Below are 26,736 nucleotides of genomic sequence, written 5' to 3'. Positions count from 1 at the left end.
ATAATTTCAGCTAAATATTCATCTTTTTAGTACTTTAGCCGGAAATTTCATAACAATTTAAACCACACATGAAAAAATTAACCAAAGTAATGTTCCTATCGGTTTTAGGAGCTGCTACTTTAAGCAGTTGCCAGGATAACGAAAAAGAACAAACTGAAAAAGAAGAAATTCACGGGATTAACCTGGCGTATATGGATACCACCGTGAGCGCTAAAGAAGATTTCTTTAGATATGTAAATGGGAAATGGGTAGATTCTACCGAAATCCCTTCAGACCAGACTACCTGGGGAAGTTTTATGGAACTTCGTGAACGTACCGATGAGGATGCCCTGGCTTTACTTGAAGGTGCTTCAGCAAACGATAGCTTAGATCCTTCTAGCGATCAGGCAAAAGCGGTTCATCTTTACAAAACCATTATGGATACCGTTGCCAGAAATGAAAAAGGCGTTGAGCCCGTAAAACCATATTTGGCTAAAGTAGACGCTATTGAAAATAAAGAAGATTTACAGGAATTCCTTACCGAAATGCAACAATACGGTGGCGCAGGATTTTTCTCTTTCGGAGTTAGATCTGATGCTAAAGACAGCAATATGAACGCTGCTTATCTTTACCCCGCCGGTTTAGGATTACCAGATCGCGATTACTACGTAGCTGATGATTCAGATTCAAAAGAGAAAAGAGAAAAATACAAAGAGCACATCACAAGAATGCTTCAGTATATAGATTATTCTGAAGAGGAAGCTGCAGACGCTGCAGAGCGAATTCTTGCTTTTGAAACCAGCCTGGCACAACCTCAATTGGATAAGGTTGAACGTCGTGATGCCCGCAAAACTTACAACCCAAAAACTGTAACCGAACTTGAAAACATGGTGCCTGCCATCAAGTGGAGCACTTATTTTGAAAAAATTGGCGCTATAGATCTTGATACCATTATCGTTTCTCAACCAAAATATATGGAATCACTTCAGAATGTGTTTGCTGAAAATTCTGTTAACGACTGGAAAGATTACCTAAAATGGAGCATTTTTAACGATGCTACCAGCACTCTTTCTACAGAAATTGAAACTGCAAATTGGGAGTTTTACAGCAAGACTTTACAAGGTGCACAAGAGCAGCGTCCTAGAAAAGAACGTGCTTTACAAACTGTAAATGGTACTTTAGGAGAAGCATTAGGTAAATTATATGTAGACAAACATTTCCCTGCTGAAGCTAAAGAAAAAGCCCAGGAAATGATTGGAAACTTGGTGAAAGCTTATGAGAACAGGATAAATAATCTTAGCTGGATGAGTGAAGACACTAAAGAAAAAGCTAAAGAGAAATTAGGAACCACCACTATTAAAGTAGGGTATCCTGATGAATGGAAAGACTATAGCGATCTTGAAATTTCAAGCAGTGAAGATGGCGGATCATATTTTCAAAATATGATGAACTCCAGCAAATGGAGAGTAGCCGATAATATGGCCGATCTTGGTCAGCCGGTAGACAAAACCGAATGGTTTATGCCTCCGCAAACCGTGAATGCATATTACAACCCTAGCTATAACGAGATCGTATTCCCAGCGGCTATTCTTCAGCCACCGTTTTACGATTACAAAGCTGATGCTGCTATAAATTATGGCGGAATTGGTGCTGTAATTGGCCACGAAATTTCTCACGGATTTGACGATAGCGGATCTCGTTTTGATTCAGAAGGAAACCTGAATAACTGGTGGACAGATGAAGATCTTGAGCAATTTGAAGCGCTTGGAAAAGACCTTGCCGATCAATACAGCAATATTGAAGTGTTAGATAGCGTTTTCATCAACGGTCAATTTACTTTAGGTGAAAATATTGGTGACCTTGGTGGCGTTAACGCTGCTTACGACGGGTTACAAATTCATTTAGAAGAGCACGGAGATCCTGGTAAAATAGATGGTTACACGCCAGAACAACGTTTCTTTATGTCCTGGGCAACCGTTTGGAGAACCAAAATGCGTGAAGAAGCCTTGAAAAACAGGATCAAAACCGATCCTCATTCTCCAGGAATGTACAGAGCATATGTACCACTTCAAAATATCGATGCTTTTTATACCGCATTTGATATTAAAGAAGGAGATAAAATGTATCTAGCGCCGGAAGATCGAGTGAAAATCTGGTAATATTTTTTCGGAAGTATTTTTATACAAGTATAGGCCTCACAGTCCCGATCGTTAACGGGACTGTGAGGCCTTTTTATTTGGAATAAATTGGTTCACTCAAAATGCAAAAAGGCATCTTCAAGATGCTCTACCTGTATCCCGGCTTTGTTTTTTATTATTGCAACAATATCAAACCGTACTTCCAGGTCTAACTGATTATCATTTAAATAAAAATCGGCAGCTTTTACGAGCTGCCGAATTTGTTTAGGCTTCACAAAACTTTGTGGGTCCCCAAAATCGGGTGTGCTTCTTGTTTTAACTTCTACTACTACCAAAGTACTATGTTTCCGGGCTAAAATGTCTATTTCCGCTTTGTTATAAACATAATTTTCAGCCAGGATTTCATAACCTTGTTTTAAAAGGTGTTCTAAAGCGAGGCGTTCACCCAATTCCCCCAAAGCGTTATGCTGAGCCATAAGTGAATTTAGGATTAATTCCAGATTTTTATATAGAGGGATTTCCCGTAAAAAAAACTAATTCACCAGCATAATACTGGTAACTTTTAAATCTAAACTTTCAATCTCTTCATCACTCGCTTCAATTATACGGTCACCATAAAACTTATCGGCTACTTCGCCGTCGGGCGCCAGGAATACTCTTAATTTAGAATTTTCCAGTTTCCCGTCGTTCCACATAACGGCACCGCCGTAGTCCCATCCAAATCCATAGAAAGAAATTTTTTCTCCGTTGATTTCCTTTAAAGCCTCATAAGGAGTTCCAATTTTAATGCCTTCAGCAGATTTCCATTTCCCATTTTCCGAAAATCGAATATCAAATATTTCTTCACGCCCCTCAGTTTTCCAGGTAATATGCAATTCATCTGGTGTATCGGGATACATTACAGTATATGCACGCTCTACAGTCCCTTCTTCAAACAGTCCAGAATCTTCATACATATTTGCATCAGGATAATTTTCATTTAAATCTTCAGCATCATAATTTGTAAGATTTTCGGCTACAAATTTATCATTTGTGGTGCTTTTATTACTGCTTCCGCAGGCTACAAGGCTAAGTATTGCAAGTATTAAGCTTAATTTTTTCATTGGTTAAGATTTATTGATTTAAAGCTTTTGGTATTCAAACTAAATTTAAAGGCTAAATTGCGGAACATTTCCTTCAGACGCCTTCTGTTTTACAAGAATTTAACGCGTATTTTTAAGGAGTTGCTTACCTTTGCGCCTTCAATAAATTTTAAGATAAATGAGCAATACTCCACAGCGATACACTATTACCGCAGCATTACCATACACCAACGGCCCCATACATATTGGCCATCTTGCCGGTGTTTATGTTCCAGCCGATATTTATGCCCGCTATTTGCGAATGCAGGGTAATGATGTTGCGTTTGTTTGCGGAAGTGATGAGCACGGAGTACCAATTACCATAAAAGCTAAAAAAGAAGGAGTTACCCCGCAGGATATCGTTGATAAATACGACGGAATCATCAGGAAATCTTTTGAGGATTTCGGGGTTTCTTTTGATAATTACTCCAGGACTTCAGCAAAAGTACATCACGATACGGCTTCGGCATTTTTCAAAAAAATGTATGAAGACGGGAAGTTTATCGAAGAAACCACCCAGCAACTTTACGATGAAAAAGCCGGGCAATTTCTAGCCGATAGGTTTGTAACCGGAACCTGCCCAAAATGCGGAAACGAGGAAGCTTACGGCGACCAATGTGAAAGCTGCGGAACTTCGCTAAACGCCACAGATCTTATTAATCCAAAATCGGCGATTACCGGGGAAGTACCCACTTTAAAAGAAACTCGTCACTGGTTTTTACCCTTAGATCAATACCAGGAATGGCTGGACGAATGGATCGTAAAAGGTCACGCCCACGACTGGAAAAGCAATGTGCATGGACAGGTAAAATCCTGGTTAAATGATGGTTTGCGCGCTCGTGCCGTAACCCGCGATTTAGACTGGGGAATCCCCGTTCCTGTTGAAGGCGGAGAAGGCAAAGTGCTTTACGTTTGGTTTGATGCGCCAATTGGCTACATTTCTTCTACCAAAGAATGGGCCGAGCGCGAAGGCAAAGACTGGGAGTCCTACTGGAAAGATGATAACACCAAGCTGGTGCACTTTATAGGAAAAGACAATATTGTTTTTCACTGTATTATTTTCCCGGTAATGCTTAAAGCACACGGTGATTATATTTTGCCCGAAAATGTGCCGGCAAACGAATTTCTTAACCTGGAAGGAAAAAAATTATCTACCTCCAAAAACTGGGCGGTTTGGTTACACGAGTATTTGGAAGATTTCCCAGATCAGCAAGATGTTTTGCGTTATGTTTTAACTGCAAATGCGCCTGAAGCTAAAGACAACGATTTTACCTGGAAAGATTTCCAGGCCAGGAATAATAATGAGTTGGTAGCAATTTTCGGGAACTTTATTAACCGTGTAATTGTACTTACTAATAAATATTACTCCGGAATTGTTCCAGAACCAAATGATTATTCTAAAATTGACGAGGAAACTATTAGCACGCTAAAAGCATATCCCGCGGTTATTGCAAGTTCAATTGAAAAATACCGTTTCCGGGAAGCGCAAGGAGAATTGATGAATTTGGCTCGTTTAGGAAACAAATATTTAGCCGATGAAGAACCCTGGAAAGTGATTAAAACCGATGCAGAACGTGTAAAAACAGTAATGTATGTGGCGCTACAAATAGCTTCAGCGCTAGCTACTTTAACCGAACCTTTTTTACCATTTTCTTCAGCGAAACTTCAAAAAATGCTAAACTTCTCCGATGCTGAAAGCAAACTTTCCGGGGAAGAATATTCGCAATGGGATAAGATTGCTACCCGCGATTCTTTACTTGCGGCAGGGCATCAAATTGGCAAAGCAGAATTGCTTTTTAGTAAGATTGAAGATGAGCAAATTCAGCAGCAATTAGAGAAACTGGAAGCTACAAAAACTGCAAATGCTGCCGTAGATAAAGTAGTTGAGCCTCAAAAAGAAACTGCTACTTTTGAAGATTTCACTAAAATGGATTTGCGCGTGGGAACCATTATTGAAGCTCATAAAATGCCCAAAACCAAGAAATTAATGGTAATCAAAGTAGATACCGGTTTGGATAAAAGAACCGTGGTTTCGGGAATTGCAGAGCATTACAAAGCGGAGGAAATTATTGGAAAGAAAGTTACCGTTTTGGCGAATTTAGCTCCAAGAAAACTGCGTGGTGTAGAAAGCGAAGGCATGATCTTAATGACAGAGAATTCAGGAGGAAAACTGGTTTTTGTAAATCCAGATGAAGAAGGTGTAGAACCCGGGACTACGATAAATTAGAGATTAAGAATATAAATTAAGTGTTCAACCTTTTGGTCTCTAAAAATTTAGAAACCAAAAGGTTTTTTGTTTTTAAAAAATTACGAATTTCAAATAAACACATTCAAATATCAGACAATTCTTATCTTGATAGCATATATAATGATAAATTAAGTGTCTTATTAGAGATAAATTAATAATAGTTTAAATAAGGTATAATATTTGAGATGATTTTAAACATTCATCATCAAAACTTAATTTATGAAGAAATTTCTACAATCAATACTTCCTTTTTTCTTAATTATTGCAGTTTTCACTAACGCAAATAGCCAAAACACCGAGGAGAATCTAGTAGAAAAAATAGCAGATTACAAACTTCTAAATAAGGAGTTAGCCTATTTACATCTCAACAAATCCCATTTCCTAAAAGGGGAACAACTTGGTTTTGCAGCTTACGTTTTAAATGAATCTACGCATAAGCCAGAGGTTTCAAATTCGAATTTATATGTTACTGTAAAAAATGACCAGGACAGTATAATTAGGGAAGAAATGTACCTGATTGAAGATGGAATTACTTCAGGAGTTATAGATATAGATTCCTCTTTTATTGCAGGTAATTATACCATTTCGGCCTTCACTGGATCCATGAAGAATTTTGAAGAGCCCTATCATTTTTCTGAAAAATTCAAAGTTCTTAGTTCTAGTTCTAAAGAAAAAATATCCCGGGATTTTCCCGATAAGATCGATGTTCAATTTTTACCTGAAAGTGGGCATTTCTTAGACAATACCATAAACAATGTTGGAGTAATCGCAACAGATAGCCTAGGAAAAGGCCTGGCAAATGGAAAAATTATTATTAAAGATGAAAATGCTCAATTAGTGAGTATCATTGATCTAAATAAATTTGGAATCGGTAAATTCTCGTTTATACCTAAAAAGACTAAATCATATAGCGCAGTCTTTGTATATATGGATAATGAAGTGCCTGTAGCATTTTCTCCGGAAATAGATTACGAAGGCTTAATACTTTCTGTTTCTGAAAAGGAATCTGAACTAGAAGTTTTAATAAAAACTAACGAACGTAGCCTTTCTAACTATGAATCAGAAAAATTGTTCCTGGTGGCACAAGACAGTGAAAACTTTTACAGTTTTGATATAGCATTTAAAGACTTTACCAACGCTTCAGTAGTTTTTAATTTAAATGAACTGGAACCGGGAATGAATATTTTTACGCTTTTTAATGAAAAAATGCAGCCTATAGCAGAGCGCTTATATTTTAACCACGAAAATTTCAAAATAGAAACTCCAGAAAATATTAGTACAAATTCTAAAAAAGATTCCCTCGAAATCAATATACCCTTTGTAGCTGAAAAAGAAGGAAAAGTAAGCATCTCAATTCTTCCAGAAAATACTATAGCTCACCAGAGAAATCATAATATAATATCTTACAATCACTTAAAACCCTATGTTAAAGGAAATATAGAAAATGCTGCATGGTACTTTACCAATATTACTCCTGAAAAAAAATTAGCGCTGGATAACTTATTATTAACACAGGGATGGAGTAGTTATAATTGGGGAGAAATCCTGAATGAGAATATACAATCAGAAACTGCCGGCGATAGGTTCTCCTTTAAGGCAGAAATTTCTCCTAAAGATCGAAATAAAAAAGATTTGCGTTATATGGTTCACGGAGTTGGAGCCAATATCCCACAAGTTATTGAAATTGATGAAGGCACTACCTCTTTCGTATTAGAAGAATATTTTCCAATTCAAGGTGAAAAACTGAAAATTTCAAGGATTAAACCTAATGATAATTTGGTGCCGGCAAATCTAAAAATTTATTTTATGCCCAATAAATTTCCAGATTTTGATATTTCTCAAATCCCACTCGCACCTGGCATTTACACTTCAAGTAACGAGCAAACTCAAAACTTTTACAATTATGAAGGCTTAAATACTGACGCAGAACTTTTAGACGAAGTACAACTCTCTACTAATGTTGAAAGGCCTATTGATAGAGCCCGCCAATTAGGTTACAGAAGTTTTGGACGTGTTTTAGTAGTTTCTGAAAAAGATTTAAATATTTTTAATTATCTCGCAGATTTATTGCGAAATGAGAATTTAATTGTTATTGATAAACCAGAATTTTCGGTTAAAACATATTTATCAGAAATTACAAATTTTAATTCCTTAGAAAGGGATGATGATCGCAGAGAAAATAAAATAGGTGAAGACAGAGCAATGACTCTATATTTGGACGATTCACCTATGCTAAACACCTCAATCTTTTATAATTTCCCATTAACCCAAGTTGACTATATTGAAATAAATAAAACCGGAATGGGTGAAGGAATGATGGGAGCAAATGGTACTATAAAAGTGTATACCAAACCTGGCTCCCATCTCAACTCTATATCTTTTGATCGTATTCAATCATTTGATATCCCACTTGCCTATACAGAACAAAAGGAATACTATGTACCAAAATATGAAAATACTTCAGATGAATTTTTTCAGGAATTTGGAGTTATCGATTGGATCCCGGAAGTAAGTTTCGAGAAAGGTAAGGCCGCAGTCATCAAAATTAAAAAACCTGAAGTTGATTTCCAGTTAATCATAGAAGGAGTTACCAGTGACGGGGATTTGATTCAAAATATTCAGCAGCTTTCAGCAGATTCAATATAATAATTGATCTTTGCATCAAATTCATGAGGTAACCAGTTTCTTTGAATAATAATGCTAAAAATCGCCTACCATCCCATTTATAAACATCCCCTGCCTGAAGGTCATCGTTTCCCAATGGAAAAATATGAATTGCTTCCCAGGCAGTTACTTCACGAAGGGACTTGTAGTGAAGATAATTTTTTTGAACCCGAATTTCCAGAGGAAAAATACATTCTAAATGTTCACGACCCCGATTATTTTGAACGTTTACGCAATCTAAACCTTAGTAAAAAAGAAATTCGGAAAAGTGGATTTCCACTTTCTGAAGCTTTAGTAAAAAGAGAGATGATAATCGCCGATGGCACAATGAAAGGCGTACATTATTCCATAGAAAATGGTATTTCGTTTAATATTGCCGGTGGCACTCATCACGCTTATTCCAATCGCGCAGAAGCCTTTTGTTTGCTTAATGACCAGGCGATAGCCGCAAGGTATCTTCAGCAGAAAAAGTTAGCGGAAAAAATTCTCATTGTAGATCTGGATGTTCATCAGGGCAATGGCACTGCTGAGATCTTTCAGGACGACCCTTCAGTTTTCACCTTTTCTATGCACGGAAAAGGGAATTATCCTTTCAAAAAAGAAAAATCAGATCTCGATATTGAAGTGCCTGATGGTAGCGAAGACGAAGCATATCTTAAAATACTCAAAGATACCTTACCGGGTTTGATAGAAGAACAAAAACCCGATTTCATCTTTTACCTATGCGGTGTAGATATTTTGGAAACCGATAAACTGGGCCGACTTTCCTGCACTGTGAATGGCTGTAAAGAAAGAGACAGGTTCGTTTTGCAAACCTGTCACGATCTAGACATTCCAGTCCAATGCAGTATGGGCGGAGGGTATTCTAAAGAGGTAAGAGTGATTATTGAAGCCCATGCTAATACTTACAGGTTAGCAAAAGAAATTTATTTCTGATCTATTCCCATTTAGCATTTAATCTTTTCTATCGAGTGAAAATTTTCCCTTTTAAAAAGTACAGACTTATGCGGAAAAACATTTCAGGAACATTAACTTTAAACCTGGCTATTTAAAGTTGTCAACCATATTCAAAACGAAAAATTAATTTTATGAAGTCTTCAACTATATTCCTGTTTTCTTTTCTATGCTTTGTTCTGAATTTTTCAGCTTTCGCACAAGTAAATAAAAGTGATTCAGGATCAGATAAAATCCGGATAAATCAGATAGGCTTTTATCCTGAAGCTTCAAAAAAGGCTATTATTGTTACTTCAGAAGCAACCGATTTTTCCATTCTTACAGCAGATCAAAAAACTGAGGTATTTTCAGGCAAACTCAGCGAACCCAAAGAATGGCCCCATAGTAAAGAAACCGTAAAACAAGCTGACTTTTCTTCTGTAGAAAATTCAGGAAAATATGTATTACACGTATCTGGAATTGGCACCAGCCATCCTTTTGAGATAGCAAAAAATGTACATTATGAACCAGCGAAGGCAAGCATGAAAGCTTTTTATTATCAAAGAGCTTCTACCGATTTACCGGAAGAATACGCCGGAAAATGGGCGAGAGAAGCAGGGCATCCAGACGATAAGGTGAAAATCCATAATTCTGCCGCCTCACAGAATCGCCCTGCAGGATCTACGATTTCAAGTCCCGGAGGCTGGTATGATGCAGGTGATTATGGAAAGTACATTGTAAACAGCGGAATCACAATGGGAACTTTGCTTTCCCTTTACGAAGATTTCCCTAACTATCTCGACACCCTGAATTTGAATATTCCCGAAAGTCAAAACAACATCCCCGATTTTCTCGATGAAACACTTTACAACCTAAGATGGATGATGACGATGCAGGACGAAGACGGTGGTGTTTACCACAAACTCACCAGCGCAAACTTTCATGGTGCAGTTGCCCCAAAAGATGCCACCTTACAGCGCTGGGTAGTACAAAAAGGTACAGCCGCTACTCTCGATTTTGCCGCAGTAACCGCCCAGGCATCAAGAATTTTTCAAAACTATAATGAATTACCCGGATTATCAGATTCTTTGCTGGTAATGAGCGAAAAAGCTTATACATGGGCAAAAGAAAATCCACAGGCAATTTACCGCCAGGAAGAATTAAAAAATCCAAAGATAAGTACCGGTGCTTACGGAGACCAGAATTTTAAGGACGAATTACAATGGGCCGCCACGGAACTTTTTATTACCACCGGAAATGAAAACTATTATAAAGACGCCAATCTCGAAAGTTCATTAGAAACTGATTTTGGCATTCCCGCCTGGCCAAATGTAAATACTCTTGCCCTTTACTCGCTTGTAAGGCACAGGGATAAATATACAAATAGTGAAGTTGTAGATATTGATGCTATAATAAATCAGATCACAAAAATGGGCGATGCTTTAGTGTCATCTTCAAAAACTTCCGCTTATGCGATTCCTATGGGAACCAGGGAGTCAGATTTTGTGTGGGGGAGCAATTCAACCGCCGCAAACCAGGGGATACTCCTGTTAAATGCTTTTCAAATTACAGATGATGAGAAATATCTCAATGCTGCCAATGCTAATCTTGATTACCTTTTAGGAAGAAATGCGACAGGCTATTCCTTTTTAACCGGTTTTGGCGAAAAAGCTACAAGAGATCCGCACCACAGACCTTCGGAATCTGATGATATTGAAGATCCCGTACCAGGATTGTTGGCCGCAGGCCCAAACCCAGGGCAACAAGACAAAGAAGGCTGCAAAAATAAATATACTGATACGCATAAATATCCGGCAACTTCCTACATAGATGATCGCTGCAGTTATGCCAGTAATGAGATCGCGATTAACTGGAATGCACCTTTTGTATATCTCGCCAATGCGATAGAAGCAATAAGATAGATATAGTCGATGAAGCAAAATAATTCAATTAATCTTAAATTCTTTTTTAGTTTATTGACTAATTGAAAGCAAGAAAAAAAGGTGGTTTCTTTTCTGAATAAAAAAACCACCTTTAAACCGAACCTCAGCATCTGGACATTTTTCAGAACCGGGTTAGAACTTTCGGTAAAGTAATTATCACTTTACTTCCCCATTAAAAGCAGCTCGTTGCAAATCACTTCAGTAATATAGCGCTTAGTACCGTCTTTATCATCCCAACTTCTGCTGGTAAGCTTTCCTTCTACCCCAACTTCTTTTCCCTTATTTACATATTTCTCTACCAGCTCTGCGGTTTTCCCCCAGGCCACGATATTGTGCCATTGGGTATCGGTTATACGTTCGCCATTTCCGTTTTTGTAACTCTCATTGGTAGCTACCGAGAATTTAGCCAGTTTCTTTCCAGATTCCAGATTTACGATTTCAGGCTCTCTCCCCACATTCCCGATCAACTGTACTTTGTTTCTAATAGTGCTCATAACGTATTAATTTAAAAAGCTGAAAATCGTTAGTTCATTTCAACAGGACAAACATAGAACGGAAATTCAGTAGTAATCGGTTGGGAATTATTTGTTTACGTTTAAAGGCGTTTGTAAACGTTTGGAAATGAATCAAGCAATCGGAAATTTTTCGTAATATTAAATTTCACATTTAAGACTTACCATGACCGAAAAAGAAAAAATGCTTTCAGGCCAATTATACCTGGGTGAAGAAAAAGAAATCGCAAAAGACAGGTATAATGCAAGACTTATTTTTCAAAAAGCGAATAAGCTGGGTGAAGAAAAAGCAGATGAAAGAATCAAGCTCTTCTACTCCTTATTTGAAAAAGCCGGTAAAGATCTATGGATAGAGCCTCCATTTTATTGTGATTACGGATATAACATAAAAATGGGTGATCAGGTTTTTATGAATTTTAATTGCTGCATCCTGGATGTTGTGGAAGTAAATATTGGAAACAACGTGTTTTTAGCACCAAACGTACACATTTATACCGCAACGCATCCCTTAGATGCCAAAACCCGGGATACGCTTTTAGAATATGGCAAACCGGTTATTATTGGCAATAGCTTGTGGATAGGTGGCGGCGCTATTATTTGCCCAGGAGTAAGTATTGGTGACGGAAGCGTGATTGCAGCAGGAGCAGTAGTGATAAAAGATGTTCCACCAAATGTTTTAGTGGGTGGTAATCCCGCTAAAATCATCAAAAAATTAGACAATAATCAATAGAATTCTAAACAATATTGATTATTATTGCAATTATTATCAATAAATCATCATCTTCACTCTAATTTCATTAATTCATCAATCAAATAGAAATGAAAATTACTACATTCATCACCTCCCTGATATTTTTATGCGCCGGCATGTGCTGTCCACCTGAAGAAGATAGAAACTATGAAAGTTTTGAATTTAATACCCCAGGATTAATTGAAATTCAAAACGAAGGCAATCTTTTTAGTCAAGGGGATACCCTATGGGTTAAATCTGTGATCCCAAACACTCTACCCAATGAAGATGGAGAGCAAATAGATATTCAGGAGTTAAGAGAAGACAGTGAAACTGCATATTTAAGTTTAAACCTTTACCTGGAAAATAGCTTTAGTCAACCTTCCCCAATCGTTTTATCTGAAGACGAACTTTTTTCAACAACCGGGTCGATTACTTATAAGTATAATATTGAAGTGACAGCTGTAGAAATAGATAATCAAATTCAAACTGAGTTTGGGATCGTTCTAAAAGAAAAAGGAAATTATTTCCTGGGTTCAGCTTATCTGCAAAACCCACTATCTTTTTATCTAAACATAACCAATTACAACAATATTATAATCATCACAAGCTTGGCAAATCAGGATAATGATAAATTTCGATTTAGCGTAGAATAAAAAAAATTTTAATTCATCAATCAAAAACCTATGTACAAAAAACTACTCTTTTTAGCGTTTACCATTTTCTTTATTTCCAATTCTTACAGTCAATTAAATGTAAGCTATCATCAGTCAAATCTTCCATCTATTGGAGTAGGTTACGAAATTAGCGAGCGACTCACGCCAGAATTAAGACTCGGTACCGATCAATTTATTTCAGAAATGTCCCTGGAGGCAGTTTTAACCTATAAATTCCTGAAAAAGGAAGATTATGAATTTTACGGCGGACTTGGCGCCAGGATTAACCTTATTGAAGGAATTGTTGTTCCCATTGGTTTTAACTTTTATCCATTTGAAGAAAAGAAATTCGGCTTCCATATAGAGGCTACGCCCATTCTACTTGATGCAGACATCCTTAGGGGCAGCTTTGGGATACGTTATCGTTTTCTTTAAACCCTTACAATTCTTACTTCAAAAGAATAGCATACTATCTCTTAGTACGCTAAAGACACAAGCTTAAATACATTCAAATCTCCATTATCAAAAAACATGAAAAATATTACTTTAATTGCCTTAATTCTTTTATTTGCTTCACTTGAAGGGAAATCACAAAATTTAGAAGTCGGGTTCGGACTGGGAACCGGATCTGCTTATATGTATGAAAATTCTGATAGCAGTATTGATATTGATTACTCGCTACCATTTAGTTCATATCTTGATTTAAAATATTCAAAACCTGATTCTTATTTTGGACTTAAACTTAAATTTCAATATTTAAACGCGGGAATAGAAGGAAGAAACTGGAAAACTTCTAATGAACCAATTGATGGCGATGTTACTTCATTAACTTCCATGATTTTATTAGAACATCTTAAAGAAGAGAACACATGGAATTTTGGTTATAATTTTGGGTTTGGTTATACCCGTCAGGAATTCAGGCAGGATTTAACCAATTTGTCTCCAGCAGTTGTCAGTAATTTTATGAGTGTTAATTTTTCCGGAATTATCAGTTCTAAACTGACTGAAAATTTGGCCCTGCAAATAGAACCTACATTATTTTGGACTGACCCTGTAGGCTCTTTAAGAGATAGTGATAGATGGCAGATTGCCGGCGAAGATGTAAGTATTTTAATGCAAGTGGGAATTAAATATAAGATCAACTAAGCACGCTCCTTAAACTTTCTTTAAACATAACTTTAGAGGTTGCGATTCTCTATAAGAAAGCTTTTCTTGTAGAAAAAAGATGCCACAAGAAGAACCCAAAGTTTGGTATGCCTGTTACGGCTCCAACCTACTCAAAGAACGCTTTAGTTGCTATATTGGTGGTGGCCGGCCGGCAAACGCTAAGCGTGTTTATCCCGGTTGCACCAACAAAACCCTTCCCGAAAAATCTAAAGGAATTACCATTAACGGTGAACTTTATTTCGCTAAAAAATCCAAAACATGGAGTGGCGGTGGAGCCGGATTTATTAGATCAAATTTTGATGAAAAAACAAAAACCCTGGGTAGAATGTACCTCATTACCGAGCAGCAGTTTGTTGATTTGGTAAAACAGGAAATAAAGTTTGACGGCGATTTTGATATAGACCTCCCACGCGTAATTAAAAATCGTAGCCTGGATATGAAAAACAATTCCTGGTATGGTAAAATTATCTACCTGGGCGAATATGGAAACTGCCCAATTTTTACTTTTACCAATGAAGCATACTTAAAAGATGAAATAAACCCGCCCCACGAATTTTACCTAAAAATTATCATTGAAGGTTTAAAAGAAACCTACAAAATGAGTGATACTGAAATTGAAACCTACCTAAAATTCAAAGAAGGCATTAAAGGCTTTCCCATTGAAGCTAAATTACCACAGTTGATAAAAAACCGAATGTAATTTTGATATTTTTAATTAGTCAATTCTATACTTATGAAGTCTGAGAAAGTAAATTTAAAAGATAAATTTGAACTTTTTAATGAATATTGGACGCCTAAAATTGTAGGCGAACTCAATGGGCAACAGGTGAAATTAGCAAAATTAAAAGGTGAATTTGTATGGCACGATCATAAAGAGGAAGATGAAATGTTTTTAGTTATTAAGGGAAGTTTACAGCTTGAATTCCGTGATAAAACGATAACTTTAAATGAAGGCGAAACGTACATCGTTCCAAGAGGAGTAGAACACAATCCCGTAGCGCCGGAAGAAGCCTGGGTCTTACTTTTTGAGCCGGAGACCACCAGGCATACCGGCAAAGTAAAAGATAAACTGACTATTGAAAATCCAGACTGGATTTAATTCTAAATTTATAGCACAAAATTTTTATGATCATAAACAGGCGACTACCAATAAGTTTCATTTTAAAAAATACTAAAATAAGCATTGTTACTATTTTAGTTATTCTTTTTACAGTTTGGGGATTGAACTTCTTAATTACATTTCCTACAATTCCATTAAGTATCCCCGCGTTTTTAGGCACGTCTATTGCCCTTGTTTTGGGTTTTAAACTCAGCCAGTCTTATGATCGTTGGTGGGAAGCCCGAAAAATTTGGGGCGCTATCGTCAACGATTCCAGAAGCCTTGTTTTGCAGGTTAAGCATTTTGCCGCCGATGACAAAACTCTAAGCGAAATAACACTTAGGCAAATAGCTTGGTGTTTCAGCCTTGGACAATCGCTTAGAAAATTAAGTCCACATGAAAATCTTGAAGATTATATCTCTTCAGAAGAACTCGAAGCAATCAAAAAACATAAGAACCTGCCTTTGGCCTTACTCGACTTCCACTCGAAAGATGTGAAAGCACTTTTTTCAGCTAAAAAACTGGACAGTTACCAATATATGCAAATAGACCAAACCATTGTAAGGCTAACCGAATCTATGGGAAAAGCAGAACGAATTAAAAACACAGTTTTCCCTACTACATACAAGCTTTTTCTCCACTTTTTCATCTTTTTATTTATTGTTTTGCTGTCTATAAGTCTTATTGCCACAGGCGGTGTATCTGAAATTCCGGTATTGTTCTTTATTTCCCTCCCATTTATTTTATTGGAAATGACAGCGACTTTATTACAGGATCCCTTTGAAAATAAACCTACTGATATTTCGGTGACAGCCCTAGCAAAAACTATAGAGATTAATCTGAAACAATTAATTGGTAATACCAACATTCAAGAAGCAGCTCCATCAAAATCCTATTACATAAACTAGAATCTAACATTTAAAGCTATCTTTGTTAACTTCGAAAAATCTTATTTTATGCTGAAAAATGCTAGAATAAAGACCGAAAAAATCAAATGCTATGTCTTTTAAAAAACTGAATATTCCGCTTAAAGAAGCCCTGGAACGACTGGAAATTGAAACGCCACTTCCTTTTCAGAAACAAATTTTACCAAAAATAAAAAGCGGAAGAAATCTTTTTATAGTAGCTCCTGAAGGTTCAGGAAAAACCACAGCGCTGGTAATAAGCACCATTCAAAAACTGGAAAGCGCCGCTTTTGAAGATGCACCGAGAGCATTGATTTTTGTGCAGGATAAAGAAGCTACACTGGCGCTCGAAGAAGAATTCAACAAATTCACAAAATACATGGATTTGCGTGTTTATAGCGCCCATGACGCTCCCGATATAAGCAAACAAAAAGATGATATTTATGATGGCGTAGACATTGTTATAGCTACACCAAAAAAATTATTTCAGCTCTTTAAAATTACCGGGATTAATGTAAGTCAGTTAAAGATCCTTGCGGTAGAAGACGCCGACTTTTTAACCAAAAACAGCGATTATAACGATTTAATTAGAATTCCGCAGCATATTACAAAATGCCAGTATCTTGTTTTTGCCTCCACGATAAATCCAAAAATTGAACGTTTAAAAGATTCTTTTATGGCTCGTGCTGAAATGCTTAGATTGAAGGTATAGTAGATTTTTGTATTTTAGAATATGCTAAAATCTATAAGATTATTTATTTTAATTTTCACTTTTGCTATGAATTTAAACGCGCAAGATCTTTCTAAGCACCAATGGAAAGACCGACTGGTTTTGATTATTGCTGAAGATGATGACAATGAAAAGTTTCAAAAACAGCTTGCCGAACTTCAAAACGATCAAACCGGTTTAAAAGATCGAAAACTGGTAATTTACCAAATCTTACCTAAAAAATACAACACGGGTTTTAAGAAGAAAACCTGGGAAAATTCAACTGAACTTTATAAAAAACACAAAGCTGAAGATAGTGAATTCAGGGTAGTTCTCATTGGTTTGGATGGCGGCGAAAAACTGGTTCAAACCGAAGTGCTTTCAACAAAAAAACTATTCAATACTATAGATAGTATGCCGATACGGCAAAGTGAAATGCGGAAAAATCAATAAAACTAACTGACCAAAAAGCTGAAATTCAGCAATTCTTCAGCTTTTTATTTATATTTATTGTGTAAACAAAATTTAATTTCGAGTAAAGCCTGGAAATATTAATCCTCGATTATCGAGTAGTATGCAAAAATCCTGTTTAGAATGTGGCGAGAAGATTGTGGGTCGCGTAGATAAGAAATTCTGCAGCGATTATTGCCGTAATGCACACCACAATAACCTCAACAAAGACAGGAAAAACCTGGTTAGAAATATAAACAACCTGCTTCGTAAGAATTATCGAATATTAGAAGAATTCAATCCAAACGAAAAAACCACGACCAGTAAAAATAAATTACTCACGCGTGGTTTCAATTTTGAATATTTTACCAGCATCTATACAACTAAAACCGGTAAAGTCTATTATTTTGTGTACGACCAGGGATATCTTCCTTTAGAAAATGGAATTTATGCACTGGTAAAGCGTAATTAGCCCAAGTGCCAGTTGTTACTTTTTAAGCGCACCGCCGCCCGTAAAACATCACTCTGACTAATTTGCCCAATAAGTTTTCCATCTTCTACAATAGGAAAACGCCGAAACCGCTTTTCAATAAAAAGCTTGGCAGCATCCATTACGTTCATATTACCATCTATGGTATCAACATTACAGGTCATACGTTTTCCTACTGTAGCGTCATCTAAGGGCATATTATAATATCTACTATCAGAAATTTGTTTCATACAATCCCCTTCAGAAATAAGCCCCAGCAGTTTATTATTTTCATCTACCACACATCCACCAGAAATCTTGTTTTTAGTAAGTTTTTCGGCAACATCCAATATATTTTCGTGTTCCCGAAAGGTAATAAGCGAAGTACTCATATAATCCCTAACTAACATCGGGGCGCTCTTTGGCTTTTCTGGCTCTGCCCTTTTTCCCTGAAAACTTTTAATTCCCATAACCTAAATTTTTGATTCCTAATTACTTAAATATAGGGAAAATTTAATTATCCTGAAAGGATGCCACGGGGTATTACTATTCCTTAAAATCTTAAGTATCTTTAAATCCTATAAAAACTTTTGTCTTTTCTGAATTATGCTGAAAAACATACCTCCAATTTTCTCGCTTATTTTTATTCTCATTGCTGTTTGGTTCAGCTTTTACAGCAGTCAGCCAAAAACCATTGAACCCGAGAATGCCCCTGAAACTACTTTTTCTACCCAACGCGCCTTTAAGCACGTTGAAGCTATAGCAGAAAAACCACATTACGTAGGCACTGAAGCGCATAGCCGGGTTAGAAATTATATAGTGAGCGAACTTCAGCAAATGGGTTTACAAGCCCAAACTCACGAAGATTACAGTCTTACCAAAAACGGAACTTTAGTGCGTCCTCAAAACATCATTGCACGTATAGAAGGCACAGGGAATGAGGAAGCTTTGGTAATTATGACGCATTACGACAGCAATCCGCATTCTTCTTTTGGCGCCAGTGATGCCGGCAGTGGTGTGGGAACGATTTTAGAAGGAATCCGTGCTTTTTTAGCTGAAAATAAGAAGCACAAAAATGATATCATCATTCTGTTTACCGATGCCGAAGAACTGGGATTAAACGGCGCAGAACTTTTTATAAAAGATCATCCCTGGGCAAAAGATGCGAAACTGGCACTTAATTTTGAAGCACGTGGTAGCGACGGCGATTCTTTTATGTTCCTGGAAACAAATTCTGGTAACGCCGGACTTATAAATTCTTTTAAAAAAGCAAATCCCGAATTTCCCGTTACAAATTCGCTAGTCTACAGCGTGTATAAAATGTTGCCCAACGACACCGATCTTACGGTTTTGCGTGAACAGGGCGATATTCCCGGTTATAATTTCGCGTTTATAGACGATCATTTTGATTATCACACCGCGACTGATATCCCTAAAAACTTAGATAAAGAAACCTTAGCACATCAAGGCAGTTATTTAATGCCCCTACTCGATTATTTTAAGGATGCCGATTTAAGCGAAGCTAAATCCGAAGAAGAAGTATTATTTTTCAATATTCCCGGCGGGGAAATAATTAGTTATCCGTTTACCTGGATTTTTCCAATGCTTATACTCGCATTTATTCTGTTTATTATCATTCTGGACTACGGATTTTCTAAGGATCGTCTTCAGCTAAAAGAAATTTCAAGAAGTATTATTCCTTTTATAGTGAGCCTCGTATTTTCGGGTTTATTGGTTTTTCTACTTTGGAAATTCCTCCTTTACAGCTACCCGGAATATTCAGAAATGGAACAGGGTTTTACCTATAACGGTTACTATTATATCGCCGCTTTTATTTCACTTAGTTTATTGATCGCCTTTTTTAGCTATTTTCGTTTTCGCCATATAGAAAACAAGGCTAATCTATTTGTTGTGCCGCTATTTTTGTGGCTATTGCTCTGTGCTTTGCTCGCTTTCTTTCTAAAAGGCGCCGCCTATTTTATCATACCAGGTTTTTTCGGCTTACTGCAGCTATTTATTATGATGCGTCAGGAATCCCCCAATTCCTTATTAATGGCGTTCTTAAGTCTTCCGGCAGTATTTATTTTAGTGCCGTTTATAAAAATGTTTCCGGTAGCTTTAGGTTTAAAGATCTTGTTTGTTTCGGCTTTGCTTACCGTTTTATTATTCCAGTTGTTGCTACCAGTTTTTGCCTATTTTAAAAGCAATAAAAAAATTGCGGTATTCTTCTTTCTAATTTTCAATATTCTTCTAATTACCGCACATTTTAAAGCCGATTTCACCGAAGAACACCCTAAACCAAACTCGCTTGTTTATCTTCTAGATGCCGATAAAAAAACCACAAATTGGTATTCTTACGATAAAATGCCCGATGAATGGACCAAAAAATATTTTGGCGAAGAACCACTAATTGTTCCTCCAGAAATTAATACGCTTAGCAGTAAATATGGATCGAGTTTTACCTGGAAAACAAATGCGCCTGAAATAGATCTAAAAGGACCTTCCATTATCTGGGAAAAAACTGATTCTACAGCTACTTCTAATACCTATTTACTAAAAATAGCTCCTAACCGGAATATAAATCGAATAGAACTTTTTGCCGATCGAAGCACCGATTTTGAAACTTTTAAAGTCAATAATAAAACTGCCGATAGCGTTTATCTTGGCCAGAACAAATTCCATATACATACTCGCCGCTGGCATGATAGATTACTTACCTATCACGCTTCCAGTCGTGATACCTTAAGATTGGAATTCAGTTTAAAAAAGGATAAAAAACCAGAATTTACGCTTTACGAGTCCAGTTATGATTTGCTGGAAAATCAAGATTTAAATGTAAAGCCAAGGCCAAAAGCTATGATTCCGAGACCTTTTGTGCTAAACGATGCTGTAATATTTAAGAAAACCATAAGCAATGAGTAGGCTTTGGTTTTGTAGCTTTGAGCTGATTGTTCGTCATCCTGAATTTATTTCAGAGCCTGCTCCGAAATTTATTCGGAGATCTAACTTGATAAGAAATGCTCTCATATTAGAAGGTGAAACATCCCGAAGCGTCGGGACAGCTTGACGAATACACGAATATTTATTTAAAACTTAAAAACACCTCCCCTTTGGGGAGGCCGGGAGGGGCTTTATGAACATATCTATATTAGGAACCGGCTGGCTGGGATTGCCACTCGCAAAAAAATTAAAGGAAGAACATACTGTAAAAGGCTCTGTGACCAGCCAGGAAAAAATGCAGCAATTACGTGATGCTGAAATTACGCCCTATCAAATTAAAATTTTTACTGAAGGCGTTCAGGGTGATCTTACTTCTTTCCTGGCGCATTCTGAATTACTAATTATAGACATTCCGCCAGGCCTTCGCAGTGATCCAGAAGTCGATTTCATAGGAAAAATAGGCAGGATTATAGATTATCTTGAAAAATCTCCAGTCGAAAAAGTGATTTTTGTGAGTTCAACTTCAGTCTACAAAGACGAAGAAAATTTCCCAGAATACACCGAAGAAAACGAAGCTAACGGAACTTCAGAAGCCGCTAAACAACTTATTTCTTCAGAAAAAATGTTATTGAAAAATGAGCATTTTCAAACCACAGTTATTCGATTTGGCGGATTAATTGGGCCGGGAAGACATCCGGTAAATCACCTCGCTAACAAAACCGGGATTAAAAATCCAAAAGCGCCGGTAAATCTTATTCAGCAGGAAGATTGTATTGAAATCATTAACCAAATCATCAAAAAAGAAGCCTGGGGAAAGATTTTTAACGCCGCCTATCCTGATCATCCAACCAAGGAAGACTATTACACTAAAACCGCTAAAGAAAAGGACTTGAATACTCCCGATTTTGACCAGAATGGGATTTCTAAAGGCAAGAAGATAAATTCGGTTAATTTAGGGGAAGTATTGGGTTATGAGTTTAAGAGAACTATTTAACAACTTAGATTCTGAAACGAGTTCAGAATGACGTAAAAGCTCCTTCGCTTTTTAAGGCAAGGTGACATTCCGAAGGAATGACGGAAGGGTTCAACCACCCCGGCCTCTCGGCCACCACTCCTTAAAAAGGAGGGGAACATTTTTTTAATTCCTCCTTCGGGGGTTAGGGGGCTTCAACCTCTTCTTCCTTCACCCTAAAATCCAGGGGCTGCAAAACTTTTAAAGCGCTTTCTATCGAATTGATTTTTTCGAAAGTTAAGAGCAAACGCAAACCATTCCTTGTTTTCTTCTCTTTCATAGTGCATTTTTGCCTATGCGTTTGTACATATTGCAGCACCCTGGTGAATGTATTGGTTTGATAAAACCTTGATTGCTGATCGGAAATAAAATAGCCTATCAATTTGCCTTGTTTTAATATAATCTTTTCAAGACCTATACTTGCAGCGATCCATTTTATACGAACACTATTTAGCAAATCTACTGCCCGGGTAGGTAGCTCTCCAAAACGATCTACAAGTTCGGCTTCAAACTTTTGCAATTCTTCTTCCGAAGTGATTTTATTTAACTGCGTATATAAGTTAAGTCTTTCAGTAATGTTGTTGATATAATCATCAGGGAAAAGAATTTCAAAATCGGTATCGATCTGCGCATCTTTTACAAAGGTTTTATCCTCTATATTTTCAGATTCATTATACAGCTCCTGGAATTCATTTTCTTTTAGTTCTTCAATGGCTTCATTTAAAATCTTCTGGTAGGTATCAAAACCAATTTCATTGATAAATCCGCTTTGCTCGCCACCCAGTAAATCCCCGGCACCACGAATTTCCAAATCCTTCATCGCGATATTTATACCGCTTCCCAATTCAGAAAACTGCTCTAAAGCACTAATTCTTTTACGGGCATCTTCGGTCATTACAGAATATGGAGGCGTGATAAAGTAACAAAAAGCTTTCTTGTTGCTTCGCCCTACTCTACCTCGCATTTGGTGAAGATCTGAAACCCCAAAATTATTCGCATTATTAATAAAAATCGTATTTGCATTGGTAACATCAAGTCCGCTTTCTACTATCGTTGTAGACACCAAAACATCAAATTCACCATTGATAAAACTTAGCATCAGTTTTTCCAGCTTCTTGCCTTCCATCTGCCCATGGCCGACACCAATTTTAGCATCTGGCACCACCCGCTGAATCATCCCTGCCACTTCTTTAATATTTTCAATTCTGTTATGAATAAAGAAAACCTGTCCGCCACGCTGAATTTCATAAGAAACTGCATCCCGAATAGTTTCTTCGGAAAAACGAATTACGTTTGTTTCAATTGGATATCTATTTGGAGGCGGAGTAGTGATGGTAGATAAATCTCTAGCGGCCATTAAACTGAACTGAAGTGTTCGCGGAATAGGCGTTGCGGTGAGTGTAAGTGTATCTACATTCTCTTTTATAGTCTTTAGCTTATCTTTTACGGAAACCCCAAATTTTTGCTCCTCATCTACGATTAGTAAACCAAGATCTTTGAATTTCACCGCTTTATTTACCAATTGGTGTGTACCAATAACAATATCCACTTTTCCGTTTTCCAGATCGGCTAAAGTTTCACGCCGTTCTTTAGCGGTTCTAAACCTATTTAAATAATCTACCGTTACCGGAAAATCCTTTAAACGTTCAGAGAAAGTTTCATGATGTTGAAATGCCAAAATAGTGGTTGGCACTAGAACAGCAACTTGTTTACCGTTATCTACCGCTTTAAAAGCTGCCCGAATAGCAACCTCTGTTTTCCCGAAACCAACATCCCCACAAACCAACCGATCCATAGGGCGCTCGTTTTCCATATCTTCTTTTACCGCCTGGGTAGCGGTACTTTGATCTGGAGTATCTTCGTACATAAAAGAGGCTTCCAGCTCGTGTTGCAAGTAAGAATCTGGGCCAAAGGCAAAGCCTTTCTGTAATCTTCGCTTTGCGTAAAGTTCAATTAAATTATAGGCGATATGCTTAACACGCGCCTTGGTCTTTTGCTTTAATTTCTTCCAGGCATTACTTCCCAATTTAAAGATCTTGGGCTCTTTGCCATCCTTCCCGTTATATTTTGAAATTTTATGCAGCGAATGTATGCTCACATATAAAATATCGCGCTCGCCGTAGAAAAGCTTGATTGCTTCCTGCTTTTTTCCTTCTACATCAATTTTCTGAAGTCCGCCAAATTTTCCAATTCCGTGGTCAATATGGGTTACATAATCACCCACTTCAAGATTGCCGAGTTCCTTAAGCGTGATCGCCTGTTTTTTAGCGTAACCGTTCTTAAGATGAAACTTATGATAACGCTCAAAGATCTGATGATCGGTATAACAAACATTTTTTCCGGTTTCATCTATAAAGCCCTGGAATAAAGCCAAAGTAATTGTTTGGTATTTTACGATACGTTCCTGGTCATCGAAGATATCGTGGAAGCGTTTGGCTTGCTGTTCGCTAACGCAGAAAATATAATTTGTATATCCGTTTTCCTGATTTTCAATTAAGTTATCAATCAATAAATCGAATTGCTTATTGAAAGAAGGCTGGGGTTTAGTTTGAAATTCTATACTTTTTTGAGGCTCTAAATATGCCTGGTTGCTCAATTCAACAACTGAAAAAAGCTCCAGCTGACTTTTAATTAACTGCCCGTCACAAAACAGTTCTTTCGGTTTGCTGTGTTTTACATCTTCAGAAAGCTTAACAAAAGCTTCTTCTGCCTTACTAAAAAGTTTATCGGTTTGTGCAGTGAGTAAATCGAGGTTTTTAACGAACACCACTGTTTTTTCTGAAATGTATTTTAGAAAACTATCCCGTATTTCATCCAGGTGTTTATTTTCAACATTCGGCATCACCGAAATTTTCTTCACTTTATCTGTAGAAAGCTGGGTTTCTACATCAAAACTTCTAATGCTGTCTACTTCGTCGCCAAAGAATTCAATTCTATAAGGCTCGTCGTTACTAAATGAGAAAACATCTATAATTCCCCCACGTACTGAGAATTCGCCCGGTTCGGTTACAAAATCTACCCGCTTGAATTTGTATTCGAATAAAACCTCGTTTACAAAATCTATAGAAAGTTCATCTTCTACAGAAATTTTTAGCGTGCTTCTATCCAATTCTTTTCGAGTAACTACTTTTTCAAAAAGAGCATCGGGATAGGTAACGATTATCGCCGGTTTTTTACGCGAATTAATTCGGTTTAAAACTTCGGCTCGTAATAATACATTTGCATTATCTGTTTCCTCAATTTGATAGGGACGGCGGTAACTGCCGGGATAAAAAAGCACATTTTTTTCTCCTACCAGTTGCTCGAGATCGTTTAAATAATAAGCCGCTTCTTCTTTATCGTTAAAAATTAGTAAAAAGGGTTTTTCTGCTTCTTTAAATGTATTGGCTGCAACAAAAGAAAAAGCTGAACCAACAAGCCCTTTTAGTTGAATTTTAGTGCGATTTTTTTCAGAAGAGACAAGGGAATCCCGCAATTCCTGCTGTTGCGAGGATTGTGCAAAGCTTTGGGCGATAATAGTTTTACTCATTGGCGCAAAGATAATTGCAGAAATTTTGTCCCGCAACCTCTCAACATTTTTTTAACGTTAGTTGATTTATGCTTTCTTAATACCAAAGATTTTCTTCTCCACTCCACTTTTACCATTTTCATAACAGCAAAAACAAGTGAAGTTAGGTAATTTGCTGTTAGAAATAATTATTATGGGATTTGAGCATTTTGACGTATTTGTAATAGGAACCGGGACCGCCGGAAAAGGTGTTGCCAAAGACTGCGCTAAAGCAGGATGGAAAGTCGCGATAGCCGATAACAGAGAGTATGGCGGCACCTGCCCCAATCGTGGCTGTGACCCTAAAAAAGTTTTAGTTGGTTTTACTGAAATTATAGATCGCGCCACTAAAATGCAGGGTAAAGGAATTACCAAAATGCCTGAAATAAATTGGAGCGATCTTATCACTTTTAAAGAAACATTTGTAGATGCCATTCCTGCCGCCACTGAAAAAGATCTGGCTGCCCTGGACATCAAAATGTATCACCAATCTCCTAAATTTTTAGATGAAAACACGCTTTCTGTTGAAGGTAAAACGGTAACCGCAGATAAGATCGTTATAGCTACCGGGCAAAAAGCTATGCCATTAAAAATCCCGGGCGAAGAATATGCTCTTTTAAGCGAAGATTTTCTCGATTTAAAAGAATTACCCGAAACGATGATTTTTATCGGTGCGGGATATATTGGAATGGAATTCGCGCATATCGCAACTCGTTTTGGGGTAAAAGTAACCATGATTGATTTTGCTCCAGGACCGCTTTCCAACTTCGATGAAGATATGGTGAACTACATCCAGCAGGTTTCGGAAGAAGACCTGGGAATCGATTTTATTTTTAATGCCGAAGTAAATGAAATTGAAAAACTGCAAAAGAACTTTAGAGTAAAAGCAAATCAAAACGGAAAAGAGGTTTCAGCAAAAGCTGAAATGGTTTTTAATACTGCAGGTCGCGTTCCATCTATAGAAGATCTGGATTTGGAAAAAGGAAACATTGACTTTTCAAAAAAGGGAATTAGCGTTAACGAATTTCTTCAAAATACCACTAACAAGAACGTGTATGCCTGTGGTGATGTTTCGGCAAGTTCTGGCTTACCTTTAACGCCACTTTCTTCACAGGAATCAAAGATCGTTGCAGCGAATCTTTTGAATAAAAAAGAGCCTAAAATAGCAGATTATCCGCCGCAACCTACAGTAGTATTTACCCTACCAAAACTGGCTTCCGTAGGACTTTCAGAAAAGGAAGCTAAGGAACAGGGATACGATTATGAACTGGAACACAAATTAGTGCCCGAATGGTTTAATGCAAAACATATCAATGAGAAAATATATGCCTATAAGACCCTGGTGGATAAAAAAACCGGACTCGTACTTGGGGCTCATTTAGTTGGCCCGGAAGCTTCCGAAATCATCAATATGTTTGTGATGGCGATGTGTGGGAAATTAGATTGTGAGACCTTAAAAAAGATGATTTTCACTTATCCCAGTTGGGCAAGCGATATTAAAGGAATGGTTTAGC

At 37.2% G+C, this 26,736-nt stretch carries 23 protein-coding genes; 18 read left to right on the top strand and 5 right to left on the bottom strand.

Translation table 11 applies throughout. The features are described from left to right. The first annotated feature begins 68 nt into the window (after positions 1-68). Positions 69-2,138 carry a M13 family metallopeptidase gene (locus FG27_RS10555; protein WP_037318834.1) on the top strand — a complete coding sequence of 690 codons (2,070 nt, stop codon included), beginning with the start codon at positions 69-71 and terminating at the stop codon, positions 2,136-2,138. A gap of 92 nt (positions 2,139-2,230) precedes the next feature. Here the strand turns inward: FG27_RS10555 and FG27_RS10550 are convergent, their stop codons facing one another. Further along, positions 2,231-2,593: a YraN family protein gene (locus tag FG27_RS10550; protein ID WP_037318831.1), complete on the bottom strand. Its 363-nt coding sequence runs from the start codon at positions 2,591-2,593 to the stop codon at positions 2,231-2,233. Between the two features lie 57 nt (positions 2,594-2,650). Beyond that, positions 2,651-3,220, bottom strand: coding sequence for a hypothetical protein (locus tag FG27_RS10545; protein WP_037318829.1), 570 nt, complete (start codon positions 3,218-3,220; stop codon positions 2,651-2,653). A 157-nt stretch (positions 3,221-3,377) separates the two neighbouring features. Between FG27_RS10545 and metG the strand changes: the two genes are divergently transcribed. The 4 genes from metG (at position 3,378) to FG27_RS10525 (ending at position 11,005) form a co-directional block, all read left to right on the top strand. Then, positions 3,378-5,465 (top strand): methionine--tRNA ligase, encoded by a 2,088-nt coding sequence (gene metG, locus FG27_RS10540; protein ID WP_037318826.1) that lies wholly within the window; start codon positions 3,378-3,380, stop codon positions 5,463-5,465. Positions 5,466-5,705: 240 nt separating this feature from the next. Continuing rightward, on the top strand, positions 5,706-8,132 hold the full coding sequence (locus FG27_RS10535) for a hypothetical protein (protein WP_037318823.1): 2,427 nt from the start codon (positions 5,706-5,708) through the stop codon (positions 8,130-8,132). Between the two features lie 51 nt (positions 8,133-8,183). Beyond that, positions 8,184-9,086 (top strand): histone deacetylase, encoded by a 903-nt coding sequence (locus FG27_RS10530; protein WP_037318822.1) that lies wholly within the window; start codon positions 8,184-8,186, stop codon positions 9,084-9,086. Between the two features lie 152 nt (positions 9,087-9,238). After that, positions 9,239-11,005 carry a glycoside hydrolase family 9 protein gene (locus tag FG27_RS10525; RefSeq protein ID WP_081912612.1) on the top strand — a complete coding sequence of 589 codons (1,767 nt, stop codon included), beginning with the start codon at positions 9,239-9,241 and terminating at the stop codon, positions 11,003-11,005. A gap of 182 nt (positions 11,006-11,187) precedes the next feature. On the opposite strand, the gene FG27_RS10520 is transcribed toward FG27_RS10525, so the two are convergent. Beyond that, on the bottom strand, positions 11,188-11,520 hold the full coding sequence (locus FG27_RS10520; protein ID WP_037318819.1) for a single-stranded DNA-binding protein: 333 nt from the start codon (positions 11,518-11,520) through the stop codon (positions 11,188-11,190). A 184-nt stretch (positions 11,521-11,704) separates the two neighbouring features. Here FG27_RS10520 and FG27_RS10515 point away from each other — a divergent pair, with 184 nt between their 5' ends. From FG27_RS10515 to FG27_RS10470, 10 genes are all read left to right on the top strand, one after another. Then, positions 11,705-12,268 (top strand): sugar O-acetyltransferase, encoded by a 564-nt coding sequence (locus FG27_RS10515; RefSeq protein ID WP_037318817.1) that lies wholly within the window; start codon positions 11,705-11,707, stop codon positions 12,266-12,268. An 89-nt stretch (positions 12,269-12,357) separates the two neighbouring features. Then, a complete protein-coding gene (locus tag FG27_RS10510) occupies positions 12,358-12,924 on the top strand; it encodes a hypothetical protein (protein ID WP_156101223.1) in 567 nt (188 codons plus the stop codon). A 30-nt stretch (positions 12,925-12,954) separates the two neighbouring features. Next, entirely contained in the window at positions 12,955-13,359 is a 405-nt protein-coding gene (locus FG27_RS10505) for a hypothetical protein (RefSeq protein ID WP_037318813.1), read from the top strand. Positions 13,360-13,455: 96 nt separating this feature from the next. Further along, complete coding sequence (locus FG27_RS10500; RefSeq protein WP_037318811.1) at positions 13,456-14,070, top strand: hypothetical protein; 615 nt, start codon at positions 13,456-13,458, stop codon at positions 14,068-14,070. Between the two features lie 79 nt (positions 14,071-14,149). After that, the gene (locus FG27_RS10495) at positions 14,150-14,791 is read left to right on the top strand and encodes a hypothetical protein (protein WP_037318808.1); all 642 of its coding nucleotides are present in this window, start codon (positions 14,150-14,152) and stop codon (positions 14,789-14,791) included. Between the two features lie 33 nt (positions 14,792-14,824). Beyond that, entirely contained in the window at positions 14,825-15,190 is a 366-nt protein-coding gene (locus tag FG27_RS10490) for a cupin domain-containing protein (RefSeq protein WP_037318806.1), read from the top strand. A 26-nt stretch (positions 15,191-15,216) separates the two neighbouring features. Then, on the top strand, positions 15,217-16,098 hold the full coding sequence (locus FG27_RS10485) for a bestrophin family protein (protein WP_037318804.1): 882 nt from the start codon (positions 15,217-15,219) through the stop codon (positions 16,096-16,098). 91 nt (positions 16,099-16,189) lie between these two features. Next, a complete protein-coding gene (locus FG27_RS10480) occupies positions 16,190-16,807 on the top strand; it encodes a DEAD/DEAH box helicase (RefSeq protein ID WP_037318802.1) in 618 nt (205 codons plus the stop codon). A gap of 21 nt (positions 16,808-16,828) precedes the next feature. Beyond that, complete coding sequence (locus FG27_RS10475) at positions 16,829-17,257, top strand: DUF4174 domain-containing protein (RefSeq protein ID WP_037318799.1); 429 nt, start codon at positions 16,829-16,831, stop codon at positions 17,255-17,257. Positions 17,258-17,378: 121 nt separating this feature from the next. Further along, the gene (locus FG27_RS10470; RefSeq protein WP_037318796.1) at positions 17,379-17,726 is read left to right on the top strand and encodes a hypothetical protein; all 348 of its coding nucleotides are present in this window, start codon (positions 17,379-17,381) and stop codon (positions 17,724-17,726) included. Here the strand turns inward: FG27_RS10470 and FG27_RS10465 are convergent. Continuing rightward, entirely contained in the window at positions 17,723-18,193 is a 471-nt protein-coding gene (locus FG27_RS10465) for a CBS domain-containing protein (protein ID WP_037318793.1), read from the bottom strand. The genes FG27_RS10470 and FG27_RS10465 overlap by 4 nt on opposite strands. Before the next feature lie 136 nt (positions 18,194-18,329). On the opposite strand from FG27_RS10465, the gene FG27_RS10460 reads away from it, so the two are divergent. Together FG27_RS10460 and FG27_RS10455 are read left to right on the top strand one after the other, a co-directional pair. Further along, positions 18,330-20,645 (top strand): M28 family peptidase, encoded by a 2,316-nt coding sequence (locus FG27_RS10460; protein ID WP_037318791.1) that lies wholly within the window; start codon positions 18,330-18,332, stop codon positions 20,643-20,645. A 211-nt stretch (positions 20,646-20,856) separates the two neighbouring features. Next, positions 20,857-21,657 carry an NAD(P)H-binding protein gene (locus tag FG27_RS10455; RefSeq protein ID WP_037318788.1) on the top strand — a complete coding sequence of 267 codons (801 nt, stop codon included), beginning with the start codon at positions 20,857-20,859 and terminating at the stop codon, positions 21,655-21,657. Between the two features lie 163 nt (positions 21,658-21,820). Here the strand turns inward: FG27_RS10455 and mfd are convergent, their stop codons facing one another. Continuing rightward, on the bottom strand, positions 21,821-25,204 hold the full coding sequence (mfd, locus tag FG27_RS10450; RefSeq protein ID WP_037318786.1) for a transcription-repair coupling factor: 3,384 nt from the start codon (positions 25,202-25,204) through the stop codon (positions 21,821-21,823). A 172-nt stretch (positions 25,205-25,376) separates the two neighbouring features. Between mfd and FG27_RS10445 the strand changes: the two genes are divergently transcribed. Beyond that, entirely contained in the window at positions 25,377-26,735 is a 1,359-nt protein-coding gene (locus tag FG27_RS10445) for an NAD(P)/FAD-dependent oxidoreductase (protein ID WP_037322169.1), read from the top strand. Position 26,736 lies beyond the last annotated feature (1 nt).

Origin of the sequence: Salegentibacter sp. Hel_I_6 (genome assembly GCF_000745315.1) — a bacterium.
Taxonomy (GTDB): Bacteria; Bacteroidota; Bacteroidia; order Flavobacteriales; family Flavobacteriaceae; genus Salegentibacter.
Note: the sequence above shows the minus strand (reverse complement) of the source record. Positions and strands in the feature narration are given on the sequence as shown.